Source organism: Novacetimonas hansenii (assembly GCF_014843995.1).
In the GTDB taxonomy this organism is placed as follows: Bacteria; Pseudomonadota; Alphaproteobacteria; order Acetobacterales; family Acetobacteraceae; genus Novacetimonas; species Novacetimonas hansenii.
Genome location: NZ_CP062147.1, coordinates 1,763,462 through 1,783,383 on the forward strand (window position 1 = coordinate 1,763,462; position 19,922 = coordinate 1,783,383).

Annotated in this window: 18 protein-coding genes and 1 tRNA gene; 6 read left to right on the forward strand and 13 right to left on the reverse strand. The window is 59.7% G+C overall.

Annotation, left to right across the window (positions count from 1 at the left end):
* Positions 1-13: 13 nt before the first annotated feature.
* Both grxC and IFJ82_RS07830 read right to left on the reverse strand, forming a co-directional pair.
* On the reverse strand, positions 14-274 hold the full coding sequence (grxC, locus tag IFJ82_RS07825) for a glutaredoxin 3 (protein WP_003620082.1): 261 nt from the start codon (positions 272-274) through the stop codon (positions 14-16).
* Between the two features lie 96 nt (positions 275-370).
* Positions 371-1,162, reverse strand: coding sequence for a ComF family protein (locus tag IFJ82_RS07830; protein ID WP_048858885.1), 792 nt, complete (start codon positions 1,160-1,162; stop codon positions 371-373).
* A 46-nt stretch (positions 1,163-1,208) separates the two neighbouring features.
* Here IFJ82_RS07830 and IFJ82_RS07835 point away from each other — a divergent pair, with 46 nt between their 5' ends.
* Positions 1,209-2,123: a methyltransferase domain-containing protein gene (locus IFJ82_RS07835; protein WP_192266224.1), complete on the forward strand. Its 915-nt coding sequence runs from the start codon at positions 1,209-1,211 to the stop codon at positions 2,121-2,123.
* An 88-nt stretch (positions 2,124-2,211) separates the two neighbouring features.
* On the opposite strand, the gene moaA is transcribed toward IFJ82_RS07835, so the two are convergent.
* From moaA to IFJ82_RS07860, 5 genes are all read right to left on the reverse strand, one after another.
* Entirely contained in the window at positions 2,212-3,228 is a 1,017-nt protein-coding gene (gene moaA / locus IFJ82_RS07840; protein ID WP_192263615.1) for a GTP 3',8-cyclase MoaA, read from the reverse strand.
* Positions 3,229-3,240: 12 nt separating this feature from the next.
* Entirely contained in the window at positions 3,241-3,426 is a 186-nt protein-coding gene (locus tag IFJ82_RS07845) for a DUF3553 domain-containing protein (RefSeq protein WP_040511959.1), read from the reverse strand.
* Positions 3,427-3,656: 230 nt separating this feature from the next.
* Positions 3,657-5,078 carry a phosphoglucomutase/phosphomannomutase PgmG gene (gene pgmG / locus IFJ82_RS07850; RefSeq protein ID WP_192263618.1) on the reverse strand — a complete coding sequence of 474 codons (1,422 nt, stop codon included), beginning with the start codon at positions 5,076-5,078 and terminating at the stop codon, positions 3,657-3,659.
* Positions 5,079-5,083: 5 nt separating this feature from the next.
* On the reverse strand, positions 5,084-5,917 hold the full coding sequence (locus IFJ82_RS07855) for a UTP--glucose-1-phosphate uridylyltransferase (RefSeq protein ID WP_231105623.1): 834 nt from the start codon (positions 5,915-5,917) through the stop codon (positions 5,084-5,086).
* A 479-nt stretch (positions 5,918-6,396) separates the two neighbouring features.
* A tRNA-Leu gene (locus tag IFJ82_RS07860) sits at positions 6,397-6,482 on the reverse strand.
* Between the two features lie 57 nt (positions 6,483-6,539).
* Between IFJ82_RS07860 and lipB the strand changes: the two genes are divergently transcribed.
* Entirely contained in the window at positions 6,540-7,244 is a 705-nt protein-coding gene (lipB, locus tag IFJ82_RS07865; RefSeq protein ID WP_075596160.1) for a lipoyl(octanoyl) transferase LipB, read from the forward strand.
* Between the two features lie 94 nt (positions 7,245-7,338).
* Here lipB and IFJ82_RS07870 read toward each other — a convergent pair whose 3' ends face one another.
* Complete coding sequence (locus IFJ82_RS07870; RefSeq protein ID WP_003620065.1) at positions 7,339-7,962, reverse strand: LolA family protein; 624 nt, start codon at positions 7,960-7,962, stop codon at positions 7,339-7,341.
* A complete protein-coding gene (locus IFJ82_RS07875) occupies positions 7,959-8,273 on the reverse strand; it encodes a BolA family protein (RefSeq protein ID WP_003620063.1) in 315 nt (104 codons plus the stop codon). The genes IFJ82_RS07870 and IFJ82_RS07875 overlap by 4 nt, the downstream gene beginning before the upstream one ends.
* Positions 8,274-8,355: 82 nt before the next feature.
* On the opposite strand from IFJ82_RS07875, the gene IFJ82_RS07880 reads away from it, so the two are divergent.
* The 3 genes from IFJ82_RS07880 to cobT all read left to right on the forward strand — a co-directional run bounded on the left by IFJ82_RS07880 (position 8,356) and on the right by cobT (position 12,050).
* Complete coding sequence (locus IFJ82_RS07880; RefSeq protein ID WP_003620061.1) at positions 8,356-8,970, forward strand: J domain-containing protein; 615 nt, start codon at positions 8,356-8,358, stop codon at positions 8,968-8,970.
* Between the two features lie 119 nt (positions 8,971-9,089).
* Positions 9,090-10,118, forward strand: a complete 1,029-nt coding sequence (gene cobS, locus IFJ82_RS07885; RefSeq protein ID WP_003620059.1) for a cobaltochelatase subunit CobS — start codon at positions 9,090-9,092, stop codon at positions 10,116-10,118.
* A 39-nt stretch (positions 10,119-10,157) separates the two neighbouring features.
* Complete coding sequence (gene cobT / locus IFJ82_RS07890) at positions 10,158-12,050, forward strand: cobaltochelatase subunit CobT (RefSeq protein ID WP_192263636.1); 1,893 nt, start codon at positions 10,158-10,160, stop codon at positions 12,048-12,050.
* 92 nt (positions 12,051-12,142) lie between these two features.
* Here the strand turns inward: cobT and IFJ82_RS07895 are convergent, their stop codons facing one another.
* A complete protein-coding gene (locus tag IFJ82_RS07895; RefSeq protein WP_192263639.1) occupies positions 12,143-13,585 on the reverse strand; it encodes a pyridoxal phosphate-dependent decarboxylase family protein in 1,443 nt (480 codons plus the stop codon).
* Between the two features lie 108 nt (positions 13,586-13,693).
* The gene (locus tag IFJ82_RS07900) at positions 13,694-14,695 is read right to left on the reverse strand and encodes a bile acid:sodium symporter family protein (protein ID WP_192263642.1); all 1,002 of its coding nucleotides are present in this window, start codon (positions 14,693-14,695) and stop codon (positions 13,694-13,696) included.
* A gap of 96 nt (positions 14,696-14,791) precedes the next feature.
* On the opposite strand from IFJ82_RS07900, the gene IFJ82_RS07905 reads away from it, so the two are divergent.
* A complete protein-coding gene (locus tag IFJ82_RS07905) occupies positions 14,792-15,742 on the forward strand; it encodes a hypothetical protein (protein ID WP_003620050.1) in 951 nt (316 codons plus the stop codon).
* 332 nt (positions 15,743-16,074) lie between these two features.
* Here the strand turns inward: IFJ82_RS07905 and mfd are convergent, their stop codons facing one another.
* Complete coding sequence (mfd, locus tag IFJ82_RS07910; protein WP_192263645.1) at positions 16,075-19,548, reverse strand: transcription-repair coupling factor; 3,474 nt, start codon at positions 19,546-19,548, stop codon at positions 16,075-16,077.
* The gene (locus IFJ82_RS07915) at positions 19,545-19,856 is read right to left on the reverse strand and encodes an FAD assembly factor SdhE (protein ID WP_003620044.1); all 312 of its coding nucleotides are present in this window, start codon (positions 19,854-19,856) and stop codon (positions 19,545-19,547) included. Before IFJ82_RS07915 ends, mfd begins: the two co-directional genes overlap by 4 nt.
* Between the last annotated feature and the right edge of the window lie 66 nt (positions 19,857-19,922).

Here is a 19,922-nt window from a genome sequence, read left to right on the forward strand (position 1 = left end):
CACGCCCGTCCGTTCAGCCTACGCCAAGCAGCGCGTCGAGTTTGCCCCCACGCTCCAGCGCCATCATGTCATCACAGCCCCCGATGAATTTTCCATCCACGAAAAGCTGGGGCATCGTCATATGTCCGCCCGAACGGCTGATCGCCGTACTGCGGGCTTCGGTGCCGTGCAGGGCGGTAATTTCTTCGAACGTAACCCCTTTTGACTGCAGCAGCCTGACGGCGCGTACGCAATAAGGGCAACCGGGCTGGGTATAGATCTCGACTTTAGGCATGAGGAACTTTCATCTGCTGGATCAATGTCGTCTCTACGATAATTTCATCCCATAATGCCATGTCCGTGTGGCTGGTGGGTAATGAAACCGTATCCGTTACGGATATGATGCCGGGTGTCGCCGATCCGCAGTCACGCAGACACGCGTGGCGGACAGGACATCGACACGTGCGGCCCCATGATCGCGCAATGCCACGGTGCATGCCGCAAGCGTGCTGCCGGTGGTCATGACGTCATCGACAAGGATGACATGCCTTCCCCGCAGGGCCGCCATTCGGTGGGAACGTACCGTAATTGCGCCATGCAGGACCGCGCGGCGCTGTGGCAGGGCAAGATGGCCGAGTGGACGTGTATGGCATGTGCGCATCAGCGCATCGGGCCAGTGCGTCATGCCGCCCATCCGGGCGAGTTCCCCCGCCAGCAGCGCGGATTGGTTATAGCGACGGGCAAATAACCGTCGTCGGTGCAGGGGCACCGGGACCAGTATGGCGTCGCGGATCAGCAGGTCGCGTGCGGACAGATGCATGTAGCGTGCCAGAAAGGCCGCATTTTCCGTTCGATCACCATATTTGAGGCCAAGGACAAGACGGCGCGACCAGTCGTCATATACCAATGCCGCCCTTCCCGAGTCCCATGGAGGCGGGGCATCAAGGCAGTTCTGGCAGGTCAGGTCATCGCCGGCTGCGGCTTCGGATGTAAAGGGAGTGCCGCATTTGCGGCATGCCGGGGCGGAAATCAGGTTCAGATGTGTAAAACATGCCGCGCAGACATGGCCGGCCTGCTCCACCTCTTCCCCGCATGACAGGCAGTGCGGCGGCAGGAGCAGATCCAGAACCTGACCGGCGACCTTGTGCAGGTATGGCGAAAACAGGCGAAAAGATATCGACATCAGCATGGCACATTCACGTGATGGTGTCCTTGGCAGATGGTAGCGGATGGCGCACATCACTGTCATGGAGACGCCGATAATTTTTGACCGTCATGCCGTGCGCCTGCATCGGGATCGTGCGCGCAACTCGTTGCAGCGGGTACAGCCCATCATACAGGCGGCCGCAGATCGGCTTTTGGACCGGCTTGATGATACGACGCACCGGTTTTCCCATGCGCTGGATATTGGGGGCCGTGGGGTAAGTGCCCCCATGTTGAGGGCGCGTGGAATCGAGGTCGTGGCCACGGATCTCTCCCCTGCCCTGTGTGCGCGTGAACCCGGTCCATGCGTCTGTATGGACGAGGAATGGCTTCCCTTCGGGGCGGGGACCTTCGATCTCGTCATCGCCAATCTGTCGCTACATTGGGTTAATGACCTGCCTGGCACGCTGGTGCAGATACGCAATATCCTGCGTCCTGACGGACTGTTTCTGGCATGTATGCCGATCCTGCCCACACTGGCGGAATTGCGTCAGGCACTGATTGTGGCGGAACATGACCTGCTGGGTGGGGCGTCGGTGCGGATTTCACCGTTCCCGGGACTGCGCGATTGTGCGGCCCTGTTGCAGCGGGCTGGATTCGCATTGCCTGTCGCCGATTCGGATGTCATTGAACTGGCTTATCGCTCGCCGATGATGTTGCTGCGTGATCTGCGTGATGCAGGGGAAACCAATGCATTGGTTGAACGGCATCGTGCCAGCCCGCCTGTCGCACTTTTCCCCGCAGCATTGGCCGGGTTGCCGCGTGATGAACAGGGAAATGTGGCCATGCCGCTGCATGTCGCGATCATGACGGGTTGGGCACCTGCCGTGACACAGCCGCGTGCCTTGAAACCGGGGCAGTTTACGACATCGCTTGAGGATGCCCTTGGTGACGAAGACGGTACCGCACATGGTGGTGTGGACATGCCGACAGCAGGTTGAAATTACTTATTGGAAAACAAAAAGCGGGCATATGGCCTGCCATGTTATTGCAGGGGAAATCTGGTGGGAATTCCTGTAATTCCGGGGGTTATCCGCCGGTAACACTCATATGGCGCGAAATGCGGGCAGGGTCGTCGGCGGCCCGGTCCAGCATGAAATCATGCCCCTTGGGCTTGCGTCCTATGGCGGACTGGACCAGGCGCAGGATACCGGCGTCATCCATTCCGGCACGCAGTGGCCCACGCAGGTCGCTTGCGCCTTCGTGGCCAAGGCATGAGTACAACTGTCCCGTGCATGACAGGCGCACCCGATTGCAGCTTTCGCAGAAATTATGGCTCATCGGGGTAATGAAGGCGATTTTCTGCCCTGTTTCGGCCACACGCATATAGCGCGCAGGCCCGCCAGTGCGATGGGTCAGGGGTTCCAGCGTCCATCGAAGGGCAAGGTCCGCCCGTACCCGGTCCAGTGGGATATAGCGATTTTGTCGGTCGTCCCCTGTCTCGCCCATGGGCATGGTCTCGATCAGGCAAAGGTCCGCGCCGATCTGGCCGCACCATGCGATCATATCGTCGAATTCGTCATCATTCAGGCCGGCCATGGCGACGGCATTGATACGGATTTTCAGGCCCGCTTCCTTTGCCGCCCGGACGCCGTCGAGCGTTTTGCGCAGGTTTCCCCGTCGGGTGATGGTCGCAAAGCGCGTGGGGTCAAGGGAATCCATGCTGATATTCACGCGTCTTACCCCTGCCGCATGAAGGGGAATTGCGAATTCACCCAGGCGGGAACCATTGGTCGTGAGTGTCAGTTCGTCCAGGCGGGGTTCATCCTCAGGGCGACGCAGCCATTCCCCCATGGCGGAAAAGAATGACATGACATCGCGCCGGACAAGTGGTTCGCCGCCCGTGATACGGATGCGCCGCACCCCATTATGAATGAACGCGGCACAGATCCGTTCAAGTTCTTCATAAGACAGGATTTCGGGTTTGGGGAGGAACGTCATGTCCTCGGCCATGCAATACAGGCATCGCATGTCGCAGCGATCCGTGACCGATACCCGCAGATACGTCACCGCCCGGCCAAAGGAATCAAGGAATGGGCGCGTCATCAGGCGTTCCAATCAGTCCACCACCGTCAACTGTATGACCATTGCATCGATGGCAACCTTCCCCGCATGGGGGAACATTACCACAACCCGTCGTCCCGTGGCGGATTGCACCTGTCCCATCCCCCATTCGGGATGTTCTGGATGGGCCACATGCTGGCCAGGGATCAAAAATGAGTGAAAGGGCAGTGATGCCGTCATGAAGCCATAAACCCGGGAGTAATGCCTGATATCATATAGGACTGATTTGGGCCTTTTAAACCTGTTGGCGTCAGGTTCAATGAAAAACGGCCAGCGATCATTCCGGGTCATCCACGTATGGTCAGTGAAGGAATGGTTTGGAAATAATCTCCTGTTTCAAAACCCACCGTCTGTGACTGGAAACAGATATATACAAAAAATATTTTGTTTTCAGTACGTTAAATGACTTTTCACCCATTGCACCCATGATGGGGATCATGGGCGGAAAAGTCGGGCGCTTTGATCCCTGACTGCTGCAGTTGCGTTGTCAATTCGGCCTTTAATCGTGCCAGTCCTGCTTCGGTCATGCTTTCTGCCCGTGCCACCAGCATGGCCTGTGTGTTGGAGGCACGCAGCAGCCACCATCCATCAGGAGTGCTGACACGGACCCCGTCAATCAGGGAGACCGTCGCCCCTGCTGCGCGCAGGCGCTCGGCCACATCTTGGATGACAGCGAATTTGCGTGTGTCAGAACATGCAAAGCGCAATTCGGGTGTATTGATCATAACCGGCAGTGCCTGCCATATATCCGACAGTGGGCCTGGCAGACGCGCGACGATACCCAACAGCCGGACGGCCGCATATAGCGCATCGTCAAAACCGTACCATTTATCGGCAAAGAAGATGTGCCCTGACATTTCCCCCGCCAGAAGGGCGCCGGTTTCCGCCATCTTGGATTTTATCAGGGAGTGACCAGCCCCCCACATCACTGGATTGCCCCCTGCCCCTTTCACCGCGTCAAACAGAACCTGACTTGCCTTGACGTCCGCAATGACTGTTGCGCCCGCATGATGACATAGTATGTCACGCGCCAGTATGACCAGAAGCTGGTCCGCCCATATGATGCGTCCGGTATTGTCAACAACCCCGATACGATCAGCATCTCCATCAAAGGCAATGCCGATATCGGCATGCTCTGCCCGCACGGTGCCGATCAGGTGTTCAAGGTTTTCCGGGATGGTTGGGTCAGGATGATGAACGGGAAAATGCCCGTCAATTTCGCCGTTCAGGATGGTATGCCGCCCTGGCAATCCCTGGACGAGGCGCGCCAGCACCCTGCCTGCGGCACTGTGCCCATTATCCCACACCACATGCAGCGCGCGTGCCCCGCCATCCCAATCATCAAGCAGACGTTGGACATACGCATCGGTCAGGTCCATGTCACGGACGTTTCCGGTCGTTTCAGGCACCATATCGCCGGTGGCGCAGAGGTTGCCAAGATCGCGGATCTGCCTGCCAAAGAATGGCCTGCTATCCAGCATCATCTTGAAACCATTATGGTCCGGCGGATTATGGCTGCCTGTCACCATAACCGCGCCATCGGCCCCAAGTGTCACCGATGCGAAATAAAGAAGCGGTGTGGGGCCGCATCCCACACGGGTTACAGCCATGCCGGACGCCATGGCCCCCCTCACCAGCGCGGATTCAAGTGCTGGTGAGGAAAGGCGACCGTCATAACCGATCACAACATTCGTACCGCCCCTGCGGGCGATTATGCTGCCAAAGGCACGACCGATGGCATAGGCATCCTGTGCCGTCAGGGTCTTCCCGACAATCCCGCGGATATCATATTCACGCAGGCTTGTCGGGTCGAAGCGATGGCGAAAGGACACCGGCCTTATTTTGCCTGATAGGTCTTGAGGAACTCACGCACCTCACCCGCCAGGTCTTCACGCTCCAGCGAGAAGGCGATCTGCGCTTCGAGGAAGCCGATCTTGTTGCCACAGTCAAAGCGGCGCCCTTCGTAACGGAAGCCATGGAACGGCACGTGGCCGATCATCTTGGCCATCGCGTCGGTCAACTGCACTTCACCGCCGGCGCCCTTTTCAAGCTTGGCAAGATGCGGCAGCACGTCGGCCGTCAGGATATAGCGGCCGATCACCGACAGGTTGGACGGTGCATCTTCGGGCTTGGGCTTCTCGACCAGGCCCTTGACCTCAACAAGCTTGCCATCGTCCTTACCGACATCAAGCACACCGTACTGATCGGTCTTTTCACGCGGAACCTCAGTCACCGCCAGAACGTTGCCACCAGTGCGGTTATAGACCTCGACCATCTGCTTCAGGCAGGAGGTCTTGCTCTGCACAACGTCATCGGGCAGCAGGATGGCGAAGGGGTCGTTGCCGATGAAGCTGCGGGCGCACCAGATGGCATGGCCCAGGCCAAGCGGTTCCTGCTGGCGGACGGAAATCATCGAACCCGGCGTGACGCGGGTCGGTTCGAGAGCCTTCAGCGCCGATGTTTTCTTGCGTGCCGTCAGCGTGGCTTCGAGTTCAAATGCAATGTCAAAATAATCAATCAGCGAATCCTTGCCACGGCTGGACACCAGGCAGAATTCCTCGATCCCGGCTTCGCGGGCTTCGTCAATCGCGTACTGGATCAGCGGCCTGTCAACAACCGGCAGCATCTCCTTGGGAACCGATTTCGTTGCGGGCAAGAAACGGGTTCCCATTCCTGCAACAGGAAGGACAGCTTTTTTCAGGGGCTTGATCACAAAATTCACCTTATTTTACAAATAACCTCGGACTTCCCTTTTCCTGCCCTCCTGAATTCCAGGACAATCGGCAATATCTGGACCACGGGAACGTCGCGTCGACTGCATCTTTAGGGCGCAGTGTCGCGCAACAACATGACCTAAATCAACTATTTTAGTCTGGAATGCATCCACAGGGGGAACTGACATGCTTTGTCATGCATTCAGCACGGTTTTCCGGATCTGACCGGACCTGATATGCCATAATTGCTATGCTGGCATGATGTGCCGACATGTTGATCGGCTGGTCCGAAGGACAGGCGTTATAAAGATGTATGATTGTGCCGATTTTGTGGCGATGCCGTCCGCAATTGCCATTCAAATGGCACGATTCAACAGGTGGTGGATAAACCACCACCGCCCTGTCGAAAACCGTTCGGTATGTCTGGAAAAATGTATGGTGCGGCCAAGAAGACTCGAACTTCCACGGGGTTTCCCCCACAAGCACCTCAAGCTTGCGCGTCTACCATTCCGCCATGGCCGCATACATTATCTTCGGTATCGGGTAAGCGATAGCGAAGCAATGCAGGCCGTATAACCGATGGAAGACGAACGGGCAATGACTGAAAACAAGATTTTATGGGAAAAGGCATCCATACAGGTTCCCTACCCCGATGCTCTGGCCCGGATGGAGCACGACGCCCGTGCAATCCGGGCCGGGGAGATGGGGGAACGGGTCTGGCTGTTGGAACATCCCCCCACCTATACGGCGGGGACGTCGGCCCGGGCGGAGGATCTGTTCAATCCGGCGGGCTATCCCACATGGCCTGCGGGACGTGGCGGGCAGTGGACCTATCACGGGCCGGGGCAGCGTGTATGCTATGTCATGCTGGACCTGACGCAGCCGCACGGCCCGGTGCCTGCGCGCGATGTCCGTGCCTATGTCCACGCGCTGGAGGAATGGCTGATTCGGACCCTGTACCGTTTTGGCGTGACCGGTGAACGGCGCGAGGGGCGTGTAGGTGTCTGGGTGGTGGACCCGAACAGTGGGCAGGAGGAGAAGATCGCGGCCATCGGGGTGCGAGTCTCGCGCTGGGTCAGTTGGCACGGAGTCGCGATCAATGTTGATCCCGTCCTGTCGGACTTCGAAGGGATCGTCCCATGCGGAATCCGCGAATATGGTGTGACCAGTCTGCGTCGACTGGGTCTGGACATCACCATGGACGAGCTGGATCGCGCGCTGTGTGAAGGCTGGGAGGAGTGTTTCGGGAGCGTGCCGGTGGAGGGAGAGTGCCTCCAGGTGTAAATGGGCAGCCTGTCCCGCCTGCCCCATCTTTCGCATTTTCATGCATTACCAAAGGGGGGTAGGACGCCTTTTGCAGGCGGGGGGCTTGTTTCCCTTACTTCGAGGTGTTGAGGGAAAACAGATCGTCAGGCCATGCAGGACCTGTATGTGCGCCATCAAGGTCAAGGCGGATATGCTGGCGTTCGACATCCGTCATTTCGATGGCGATCAGGCTCAGTTTACCCGCGATATCCGAAAAACCGAGTGTCAGCAGCCCCTGGGATGGGCTGTCGGAACGCGCCATGGATATCTGGAGACTGTTGGTACCGTGCTGGACGGCGGTGACGACAATCGCCCCGTCAAGATGTACGGGCTGTTGCAGCAGCAGGCCAAGAGGCTGGTGGCCAAGCGACATGCGTGTCACGGAATCGCGGCGCGGGTCGATGAACACCAGATGTCCGTTCGCCGCCGTCAGCTTCATCGCGGCAGGTGTGGTGTAATCCAGGCGCAGCCTGCCCGGATCATAATACAGCTTGCCATCGCCCTTGCCCCCGTCGGGCCATGTCTGGACAAAATGCGCGCCAAGCCCGTGCGTGTCGTTAAGGTAATGCTCGACACGCGTGATCTCGTCCTTCTGGCTCAGGGTCGCGCTGTCCGGTACGGCCTGGCATGCGCCCAGCAGCATCAGCAGGCCGCCAGCCATCAGGCGGCGCACATGGAATGGGAATGCAGGTTTCATTGCGTCACCATCCGTTCATGTTCCGCCGGTGTGCGCAATGTCAGGGACAATGCATGCATCCCCCCTGCGAATTCCGCGGCAAGCAGGTCATGAACAAGGCGCGACCGCTGCACCCGGCCCATATTGGCGAAGGCATCGCTGATGACCAGGACATTATAATGACTTTCCCCGGCCTGCACGCCATTGTCACGCATCCCCACATGGTGGGCATGGCGCGCGCTGTCATCGTGGACATGCAGTTCCACCGGGGCCAGGCGTTCACGAAGGCATGTCTCGATTCGGGCGGCACGTCCCGCAGTGCGGTCTGTCATTGTCTGCTTCCTCTGCTCCATAGGCCAACACATCGCACATCTTCGCTCTTGCACGAAGCATGAACGGACGCACATAACGACAATGATGAAGAGAAGGAACACACGTCCCAGGGCCTTTGACCCCGACCCGGATGCGCCGGAGCGTTGCTGCGACATGGCCGGATGCACCGAGGCTGCTGGCTATCGCGCGCCACGTTCGCGCGATGCGCTGAACCAGTATTTCTGGTTCTGTCTGGAACATGTGCGCGAATACAATGCGCGCTGGGATTATTACAAAGGCATGTCCCCCGGCCAGATCGAGGCGCATATCCGTGCTGACGTTTCGTGGAACAGGCCATCATGGCGGTTGGGGCAGGCCAATGGTGCACGCACCTTTGACGAGGAAGAAATCCTTGATCCGCTGGACCTGCTGAAGGGCGGTTCGCGCGCCCGTGCCCGCCGCGCGCAGGAACGTGATCCGCGCCATACCGCCCCGGATGCGCTGAAATATCCGCTTAGCGTGCTTGATCTTGGCTGGCCCTTGTCCATGGAGGAACTCAAGACACGTTACAAGGCGCTCGCCCGACAGCATCATCCCGACGCAAATGGTGGGGATCGCGCGGCGGAAGAGCGGCTGAAGGGAATCAATGTTGCCTATACGGCGATACGTGCCCATCTTGTTGCGATGCCGGACAGTGATCTCGCCCGTTCGGCCTAGGTTTTAAGTGATGGCTGATCGCCCGTCCCCTTCTTATACTGCCACGCATGACTTTACCTGTTGTGCCGGATCGCGGCGTATGATGGCGGGGGCACCAGAATATGACGGACACAATATCAATGAATGCACTCGAAGAGCTCACGCCCGGAAATGTCAACGCGCAGGGTGACCCCCTGCCCCCCATTTCCGCCATTTCTGTGCCCGACCGCAAAGTGTCGGCGCGAGAGGTTTTCGGTATCGACAGCGATATGGAAGTGCCCGCATTTTCACTACGCACCGACCATGTGCCCCAGATCGACCCGACCTATCAGTTCGACCATGACACCACGCTGGCCATCCTTGCGGGGTTTGCGTACAACCGCCGCGTGATGGTCCAGGGCTATCACGGTACGGGCAAATCCTCGCATATCGAGCAGGTGGCCGCGCGCCTGAACTGGCCAAGTGTGCGCATTAACCTCGACAGCCATATTTCGCGTATCGACCTGATCGGCAAGGATGCGATCGTCCTGAAGGACGGCAAGCAGATTACCGAATTCCGCGAAGGACTGCTGCCATGGGGGCTTCAGCATCCCTGCGCGCTGGTTTTTGATGAATATGATGCAGGACGCCCGGATGTCATGTTCGTTATCCAGCGCGTGCTGGAGGTCGAAGGCCACCTGACGCTGCTGGACCAGAACCGTGTTATCCGCCCCAATCCGGCCTTTCGCCTGTTTGCCACGGCCAATACGGTTGGCCTTGGCGATACGACGGGCCTGTATCATGGCACGCAGCAGATCAACCAGGGACAGATGGATCGCTGGAACATTGTCACGACGCTGAATTACCTGCCCCATGCGCAGGAAAGCACAATCGTCATGGCAAAGATGGGGATCGACCCGAAGAAAGATCCGCAGGACGCCAAACGGATTGAAACGATGGTTGCCCTGGCGGACCTGACGCGTTCGGGGTTCATCGCGGGGGATATCTCCACCGTCATGTCGCCGCGCACGGTTATCAGTTGGGCCGAGAATTATCGTATTTTCAATGATCTGGCATTCGCGTTCCGTGTGACGTTCCTGAACAAGTGCGACGAGGCGGAACGACCGACCGTGGCCGAATATTACCAGCGTTGTTTCAATGCCGACCCCATGCCGCCCCACGGGCGGTAAGGCGGCTTGAAACGATCATAGAGCAGGCAGGCATACGGCATGCGTGAAAAGACCCCATCCCCTCGCCCGGATGAACGCCCGGCCCAGCGGACCGCGCGCGCCGAGCGTTTCAAGCGCGCGACGGTCGGGGCCGTTCGTGCCGTGGGCGGTAATGCCGCGACGGAGGTGATGTTCCTGAACGGCCCTGTCGCCCCTGGCGTATCGGTGGTTGGTGCCCAGGTGCGCCTGCCGCAGCCGGCGGTGGGTATGTCCGATGCCGATATGACGCGCCTGCGTGGGGCGGCAGACGCGGCGGCATTGCGTGTGCGACATCATAATGAGGCCGTCCATGCCGCAGCACAGCCAGATGCGGGCGAGGCGCGGGAAATCTATGACGCGCTGGAACAGGCGCGTGTTGAAAGTGTCGGCGCCCGATACATGTCCGGCATGGCGGCCAACCTGCAGGCCCGTCTGGCGCAGGAATGTGCGGAGGCCGGGTTTGATGATGCCGGTGGCGGGCGCGAGATGCCGTCTGCGATGGCGTTCGGCCTGCTGGCGCGGGCGCGTATGACGGGCCAGCCTGTGCCCGCATCCATGCAAATGACCATGCAGCGCTGGCAGGATGAACTGCCCGCGGCGGTGTTGCAGGCGCTTGATGCAATGGTCGCACGGCAGGACAGTCAGGTCGATTTTGCCCGTGCCGCCCGGCAATTGCTGGTGGCATGCGACTTGATCGAACAGGAAATCGACCCCCAGGCAGAAGATGAGGACGGAAGCGCCACTGCCCAGTCAGATGAAAGCGATGCCTCTGACGCACCGGAGGAGCCGAACCCGCAGGAGCAGGACAGTCCGGCGGAAGAAGAAGCACCCGGGCTTCAGATGCAGATGTCGCAGGGCACCGGCATGGGAGAGGACGAGCAGGATAACGGCGAGCAGAACGGCGCCGCGTCCGGTTCGGAGGAAGCCGGCGGCCCTTCTGATGAAGGGGACGAACCGGATCAGGACAGGATTCCGGGCTATCATGCCTATACCACTGCCTATGACGAGGAAGTCGGGGCGGAAGATCTCTGTGATGCGGAAGAGCTGTTCCGTCTGCGCCAGACCCTCGACCAGCAGTTGTTGAGCATGCAGGGCGTGGTTTCGAAGCTGGCGAACCGCCTGCAACGCCGCCTGATGGCGCAGCAGACACGGGCGTGGGAATTCGACCTTGAGGAAGGTATCCTCGATGCAGGCCGCCTGTCGCGTGTTGTGGTCAATCCCATGCTTTCTCTGTCGTACAAGCATGAACGCGATACAGATTTCCGCGATACCGTTGTAACCCTGCTGATTGATAATTCGGGGTCGATGCGTGGCCGCCCCATTTCAGTTGCGGCGATGTGTGGTGACATCCTGGCCCGCACGCTTGAGCGGTGTGCGGTCAAGGTGGAGGTTCTTGGCTTTACCACCCGTGCGTGGAAAGGTGGCCGCAGTCGCGAACAGTGGGTGACAGACGGAAAACCCACGAATCCGGGACGGCTGAATGACCTGCGGCATATAGTGTACAAGGCTGCGGACATGCCGTGGCGGCGCGCGCGCAGGAATCTTGGCCTGATGTTGCGCGAAGGGCTGCTGAAGGAAAATATCGACGGCGAAGCACTGCTGTGGGCACAGCGTCGGTTACGTGCCCGTGCTGAAAGCCGCAAGATCCTGATGGTAATTTCCGATGGTGCGCCGGTGGATGACAGCACCCTGTCGGTTAACCCGGGTTCCTATCTGGAGACGCACTTGCGCGAAGTCATCGCGCAGATCGAGACACGCAGCGCCATCGAACTGCTTGCGATTGGTATCGGGCATGACGTGACACGGTACTATCGCCGTGCCGTCACTATTACCGATGCCGAAGAACTCGGTGGCACGATGATGCAGAAACTTTCCGAACTCTTTACCAAGGAAAAGGCACGGGGACGGCGCTGACGCCATCCCCTGTCGTGTCATTTTTTGAAAACAGTGCGTCAACGGGTTCCGTCATTCTGACAAAGACGGAACCCGCGGGCCTTTGCCGTTAGTCAGTCCTGCTGTTCGAGGGCAAGCCGCGCATCTGCGAGTTCAAGCAGCTTATCCAGCATCCGGTCCACATCCGCTTCCACCGTGCGGTGGTTGACGATTGCCGCGCGTACGGCCTTGCGCCCCTGGATTAGGGTGGTGGATGGGGCTGCGACGCCGCTTTCATGCAGGTCCTTGACGATTTCCCCGTTGAAGTGGTCAAGGTCGTCCACCGGGGCAAGAACACGGAAACATACGATATTCAGCGTGACTGGAGCCAGCAGTTCCGTACGCGGGTTTTCTTCCACCCGGCGGGCAAGGTGGCGGGCGATGGCGCAGCATCCCGCCACCATTTCGCCCATCCGCTCTGCGCCGTAGGTACCCAGCGTCATCCAGACCTTCAGCGCCCGGAAACCGCGTGACAGGTCTGGGCCAAGGTCGCAGAACCATGGGCCATTCGTCGCAAGCCCCCTGTCCTCACGCGCGAGGTAGCTGCGTGATTGTGCGAAGGCCGCGGCCTGCAATGTAGGATCGCGGACCAGGATGCAGCCCGCATCGTACTGGACCTGTGCCCATTTATGGAAATCGAACGCGATGCTGTCCGCGCGTTCCATCCCGCGCAGCATCGGGCGCAGATCCGCAGACAGGGCCGCCAGTGCCCCGAATGCCCCATCGACATGAAACCACAGTTTTTCACGCGCCGTGATATCAGCCAGCATGTCCAGATCGTCGATGGAACCGGTATCCACCGTTCCGGCGGTGCCGATCACCATGAACGGTTCGTATCCGGCGTCGCGGTCACGCGCGATGGCATCTTCCAGTGCTGACAGGATCATGCGATTATTGTGATCCACCGGGATGATCCGCAGGGCGTCAGACCCCAGCCCTGTCAGGTCGAATGCCCGTGAAATGCAGCCATGTGCGCTGGCGGCGGCATATCCCGTCAGTTTCCGCGTGCCCACCCCGGCTTTGCGCATTGCCAGGCCGTCAGGCACGGCGCGGCTGGCGGTGATGACCGCGATCATGTTGGCCATGGACGAACCCGTCACCAGCAGGCCGGAACAGTCGGTGGGAAAGCCGCAGATCTGCGCGGCCCAGCGAATGACCTCGCGCTCCACCTCAATCGGGGCATGATCGCGACCACCACAATTCGCATTCAGCCCCCCGGCAAGCAGTTCCGACAGCATCCCGATCGCGGTGCCGCCACCATGGACCCACCCCATGAAACCCGGGTGCACATTGCCGGTCGAATATGGGACGACCAGTTCCTGGAAGCGTGCATACAGATCTTCGGGCGAGGACGGGACATCTGGCAGGCCCGTACGCAGTTCCTGACGCAGGTCGGTGGGCATGGGTTGCCACACCGGTTGTTCACGCAGATGGCTGAGGCGATCGATCATGTCGTCCAGCATCCGGTGACCAAGCTGACGCAGCGCGTCCCAGTTGTCAGGGTCCAGTCCACTCATGATTCGTTCGTCCACCCTCTTGCGCAACAATAAATCGGATCAGGCACGCGCCATGAAACCGCATGTGTCATAGCCTTCCTGCGTCGCAACGGCGAGTGGCAAAAATACCTACTCTTCGATCCTTTGTCCTGCCCGGGGTTGCGGCTGTTTCGATGGGTCATGGCCTGCGGCACGACGGGCATAGTGTCGGGCAAGGGTCGCGCAGACGAAAAGCTGGATCTGGTGATAGATCATCAGGGGCAGGACAATGATGCCCACAACGGGGCCAGCAAACAGGACATTGGCCATGGGCACCCCCGAAGCCAGTGTTTTTTTCGAACCACAGAACACGATCGCCACCTCGTCACGGCGGCTGAACCCGAGCAGGCGGCTCCCGATGGTAGTCAACACCAGCACAGTGAACAGCATCAGGCTGTCCGCCACCATGATGCGCCCGATCTGTGCGGCGGGCACACGGTGCCACAGCCCCTGCACCACAGCTTCGCTGAAGGCGGTGTAGACGACAATCAGGATTGAGGTCCGGTCCGTGATGGAAATCAGCTTCTTGTAACGATGGACCCATCCCCCGATCCATGGCTGCGCCATCTGCCCCAGCATGAAGGGAAGCAGGAGTTGCAGCATGATGGACGTGATCCCCCCTGGAGAGGATGCCGACTGGTGCATGACCAGCCCGGTCAGCACTGGGGTGATGAAAATGCCCAGGATGTTGGACATGGTGGCCGAACAGATCGCCGCCGCCACGTTCCCCTGCCCGATGGAGGTAAAGGCGATGGACGATTGTACTGTCGAAGGCAGGCAGCACAGGAACAGAAGCCCCGTCCACGTATCCGCATCAAGGAATGAGGGGAATGCGCGGTGGAACCCCACCCCCAGCAGGGGAAAGACCGCGAAAGTGCAACCAAGGATCGCAAGATGGATGCGCCAGTTCGTCATACCGTCGAGAATGGCGCGTCGCGACAGTCGCGCCCCCTGAAAGAAGAACATGATCCCGATGACGATAATGGCCAGTATCTGGAAAAATTTTGTTTCGTTGCCTGTGCAGGGAAAAAAGGTTGCGATAAGGATCGTGGCAACCAGGCAAAGCAGGAACGTGTCGATCTTGCGGAACATGGGGTTTGAAACTTCTGATTGCAGGGGGATATCTGGCTTTGTACGTGCGGCCACCGATTGCATAATTAACGTATCCAAGCCAGTCTACGCATCACAATGAAGAAACTTCTTTTATCGCTTCTCCTTGGCGCATGCGCGCCGGTGATCGCCTTCCCTGCTGCCGGTGGCGCGTGGGCGACATCCCTGCCGGATGGCTGTGCGGTGTCTACCGCCACCAGCAGTCAGGCACATGGGGCCGACAGCATCGTCTCCCGCGGGTATGACCTGCGCCTGTCTGGGGAAAATGCCCATCAGGAACTGCGCGCTGGCGATATCACCGCAAGTGGCAGCGGGATGGATGCATCCGAATTGCATGATCTGGAGGATGCGGCATCCCTGGTGATGGTGGCGACCCTGACGGGGCATCATTCCGACCATTGCCCGAATTCCTATTTCCTGCAGGTTGTCGCCCCTGTCCTTGACGGGGTGCAGTCGGGCAAGAGTTATGACCTGGTATGGGATAACGGGGTCATGTCCACCGGTGCGACCCACCTGTCCTTTCGCCGTGCCCATCTGCGTCTGACCGGCGGGCGCACGCCCGATGCCCCTGCCGTCATGACGCTGGAGACGCAGGGGGTGAACATTGATGGCAGCAAGAACCACCTGCTGGAGGCAACCATGCCCCAGCAGGCCTTCGCCTCGGCTTCCATGCCGGCATCCTCGATCGTGCCGCTTGCCGCAGCCATCGTCGGACACCCGAGCGAAAGTGTCGCTGTGCCGGTGGAGTTAACCTCCATCAAGGCTGTACGTGACACGATGCAGATTTCAGGCAACGGCAAGGCAACCCTGACGGGCAATACCGATGCCTCTGCCGGGGAAGGTCATATTGCGGTGCAGCACCTTGATGATATCATCGCGACCCTGCGTGAGAGCGGACAGACAAAAGCCAGCGCCGCGTTGGTGCTGGCCAAGCTGTTCGGGCATCGTTCCGCGACTGGCACGTCATGGGACGTCAACTGGGATGCAGGTGTCCTGACGGTCAACCATATCCCCCTGCCCATCCACTGAATATGTGTGCGATCAGGGGGATAACCTGATCGCCACGGGTGGGATATGACGGCCTGCACAACCTGCCCGATGGGTGCCACCTAGATCAGATCCTGTTTGAATGCGTGCCTTCAAACAGGTGAAGATGCTCGTAAAAACCATAAACCGGAGCATTTTCACCGAACCGGTTTTCGGTGAAAATGCTCCAGATCAGGCACAAAGTATCCGGATGTTACCTTCGTCCTTTAATAAGGTGACGATTCCCCCGGCGTGTTTGGACGAAGGATTTGCTGAAAATTTTGTCCTGTCTGATGGGTGTATGTTGTTGAGCAATGGCAGCCGTCCGGCCTTCTTCAGGCCGGGGCGGCATCCGCCAGCGCATTCAGCGCACCAAGCACCCTGCGGGCCTGTGCGATACGCTGCACATTCGTCATTTCCCTGATAACCGCCAGCTTGTGATCAGGGCGCAGGCGCACTTTTGCGTCCTTTTGCTGTGCGATCCATGTGACCAGTCCTGCCGGGTTGACGAAGCTGTTATTGCGGAACTGGATCACCATGCCTTTCGGCCCGGCCTCCAGCCGTTCCACACCTGCCATGCGGCACATCCGCTTGAGTGCGACGACATCAAGCAGGTTGCGTACCTCATCGGGCAGGGTGCCGAACCGGTCAATCAGCTCTGCCTGCATCGCCTCGATCTCCGCATCGTTGGCAAGGGCCGAGATCCGGCGATACAGCCCAAGACGTACTGGCAGGTCGGGCACGTAGGTGTCGGGTATCAGTACGGGCAGGCCCAGGATGATGTTGGGGGTCCAGTCGCGATCCTCTGTCTTGCGACGGCCTTTTTCATGGCGGAGGTCCGCCACAGCATCTTCGAGCATCTGTTGGTAAAGCTCGATCCCGACCTCGCGGATATGTCCCGACTGCTCATCGCCAAGCAGGTTTCCCGCGCCGCGCAGGTCAAGGTCATGCGATGCCAGCGTAAAGCCCGCCCCCAACGTGTCGAGTGTCTGCATGACCTCCAGCCGCTTTTGCGCGGCAGCGGACAGGATGTGTGTCTGCGGCCATGTCAGGTACGCATATCCCCGCTGTTTGCCGCGTCCGACGCGCCCACGCAATTGATATAGTTGCCCCAGCCCGAACATGTCCGCACGATGGATGATCAGCGTGTTGACCGCAGGCATGTCCAGACCGCTTTCGACGATATTGGTGGACAGCAGGATATCGTATTTGCCATCGCTGAATTCGGTCATGACCCGTTCCAGTTCGGTCGGGGTCAGGCGGCCATGTGCCTGTACCATCCGCGCATCGGGCACGATTTCATGTAACCGTGTTGCCATGCGGTCCAGATCCTCGATACGGGGTACGACACAGAACACCTGCCCCCCACGGAACCGCTCACGCTGGATGGCCTCGCGAATGACGACGCTGTCGAATGGCATGATGAAGGTGCGCACCGCCAGGCGGTCGGTTGGTGGGGTAGCGATCAGGCTCATTTCCCGCACACCGGTCAACGCAAGTTGTAAGGTGCGCGGCAGCGGGGTGGCCGAGAGCGTCAGGACATGGACATCTTCACGCAGGGCCTTGAGCTTTTCCTTGTGCGCAACGCCGAAATGCTGTTCTTCATCCACGATCAGCAGGCCAAGATCCGCAAATTTCACCGTCTTGGCCAGCAGCGCATGCGTGCCGATGACAATATTGACCGTGCCATCCTCCAGCCCCTTGCGCACTGCGGTGGCGTCCTTGCCCGTGACCATGCGCGACAGTTGCGCCACCTTGATCGGCAGGTCGGCAAAACGGGCGGCGAACGTGCGGTAATGCTGTCGCGCCAGCAATGTGGTGGGCACGACAACCGCGACCTGCCCGCCCGACATCGCGGCGACAAAGGCCGCGCGCAATGCCACTTCCGTCTTGCCAAACCCGACATCGCCACATACCAGCCGGTCCATCGGGCGGCCCGACGCCATGTCATCAAGCACGTCGGCAATGGCGCGGGACTGATCCTCGGTCTCCACAAAGGGGAAGCGGGCGCAGAATTCGTCCCACAGCCCTTCGGCCGGGGTCAGCGCCGGGGCTTCGCGCAGGGCGCGTGCCGCGGCCGTACGGATCAGTTCACCCGCCATGTCGCGGATGCGCTGCTTCATCTTTGCCTTGCGCGACTGCCACGACACACCGCCAAGCTTGTCGAGCGCAACCCCCGTCTGTTCCGAGCCAAAACGGCTGAGCAGTTCGATATTCTCGACCGGCAGGAACAGCTTTTCATTTCCGTCGTAGATCAGGCGCAGACAGTCATGCGGCGCACTGCCCACGCCAATCGTCTCCAGCCCGTCATAGCGGCCGATGCCGTAATCCTGATGCACGACAAGGTCGCCTTCCGCGATTTCAGACGCTTCGGCAATGAACTGGTCGGCTTTCTTGCGGCGGCGCGGTGGGCGCGAAATCCGTTCGCCCAGAAGGTCCTGCTCGGACACGAACGCCATGTCTTCGGCCACGAAACCGTGTTCCAGCCCCAGTGTCAGCAATCCAACCGTGCCGGCCTTCATGCGTGACGCGTCGCGCCATGTCGCGAATGACTGCACCGGCAGATGATATTCGCGCAAAAGTACACCCAGCCGTTCGGCAGAGCCACGGCTCCAGGCGGTGACAAAGGTGCGCCGTCCCGTCTGTGCCCATTCATTCATGCGCGCAGCCAGCATCGGAAAGACATTTTCGCGCATGCCGTCGGTTGCGGTCCGCGCGAACATCTGTCCCGGCCTGCCACCTGCATCAATGCCTGGCGCACCATCGGGCTGTGCAAAGGGCATGAATACCATTGCCGGGTGTCCCGACAGCATGGCGTCCCATCCCTTGCGGTCAAGATACATCAGGTGGGACGGAAGTGCGCGGTAAGGCACTTCCCCTTCGCGGGGGGGCTGGCGGCGGGCTTCGAAATGATCGGTGATCATTTCCAGACGCGCGGCAAAGGCCTCTTCCGCCTGCTGCGCCAGTGAAATCGACACCCCGGGCAGATAGTCGACAAGGGTTTCCATATGTTCATGGAACAGCGCCAACCAGTGTTCCATGCCTGCATGCCGCCGCCCGTCAGAGACATGCTGGTACATCGGGTCTTCGGCTGCCGCAGGGCCAAACAGATCGCGCCAGCCGGTGCGAAAGCGCGAGATGCTGTCGGGATCGAGGCTGAAATCCGCCACGGGCCTCATGACCAGCGCGTTTTTTTGTGTTGTGGAGCGTTGGGTCGCGGGGTCAAAGCCGCGAATATTTTCCACCTCGTCCCCGAACAGGTCAAGGCGTACGGGTTCGGCCTCACCGGCCGGGAAAATATCAAAAATCCCGCCGCGTGTCGCAAATTCACCCGGTTCCATCACCGTATCAGTACGATTGTAGCCGTTTGCGACCAGAAGTTCGATCAGGAATTCCTGGTCCAGTGCCTCGCCCGTTGCGATGTTGAGCGATTGCCCCGCGAATGCGCGGCGTGGGGCGACGCGCTGGATCAGGCCATTGACCGTCGTCAGCACGATGCGTGGGCGTGTCGGTTTTTCCAGCAGGCAGGTCAGGGTCGCGACACGTTCGGCAACGATGGCGGGATTGGGGGAAACCCGGTCATAAGGCAAGCAGTCCCATGCCGGAAAACGCAGGATTTCCGCATCGGGTGCAATAAAGGCAAGCTGTTCGCCAATCCGCGCCATTTCCGCGTCATCGCGCGCCACATGCAGCAGGGGGCCATCATGTTCGGACAGGCGACGGGCGAGGAGAAACGCGTCATACCCTTCCGGCACGCCCCAGATATGGGTCAGGCCGGATGTCTGTCGCGCGGCGCGGATCTCGTTCATTTGGGGCCTCGGATCGCGGCCAGGCGTTCGGGGTCGTTGGCATCGGCAAGGATGGCGCGCATCATGGGGGTGTCCACTTCCGCCGGAATGGGGCGTCGTCCGCTCAGCCAGTCGGCAAGGTCGGCATCAGGCAGGTCCATCACTTCCTCCAGCGCGTCAAGTTCCGCTTCGCTCATGCCTTCAAGGCGTGGGGCGACAAATCCCCCGATCAGCACATCTGTTTCATGTGTGCCGCGATGCATCGCGCGGTAATAGATACGCCGCCGACGTGCATCAAGGCGTGACAGATCAGGATTATTGGTTTGCATTGCGTTCCACCCCGTTATGGTTGCGTTTTGTTCTGTAACGCATTTGTCCTATAGCCGTCCCCGGGC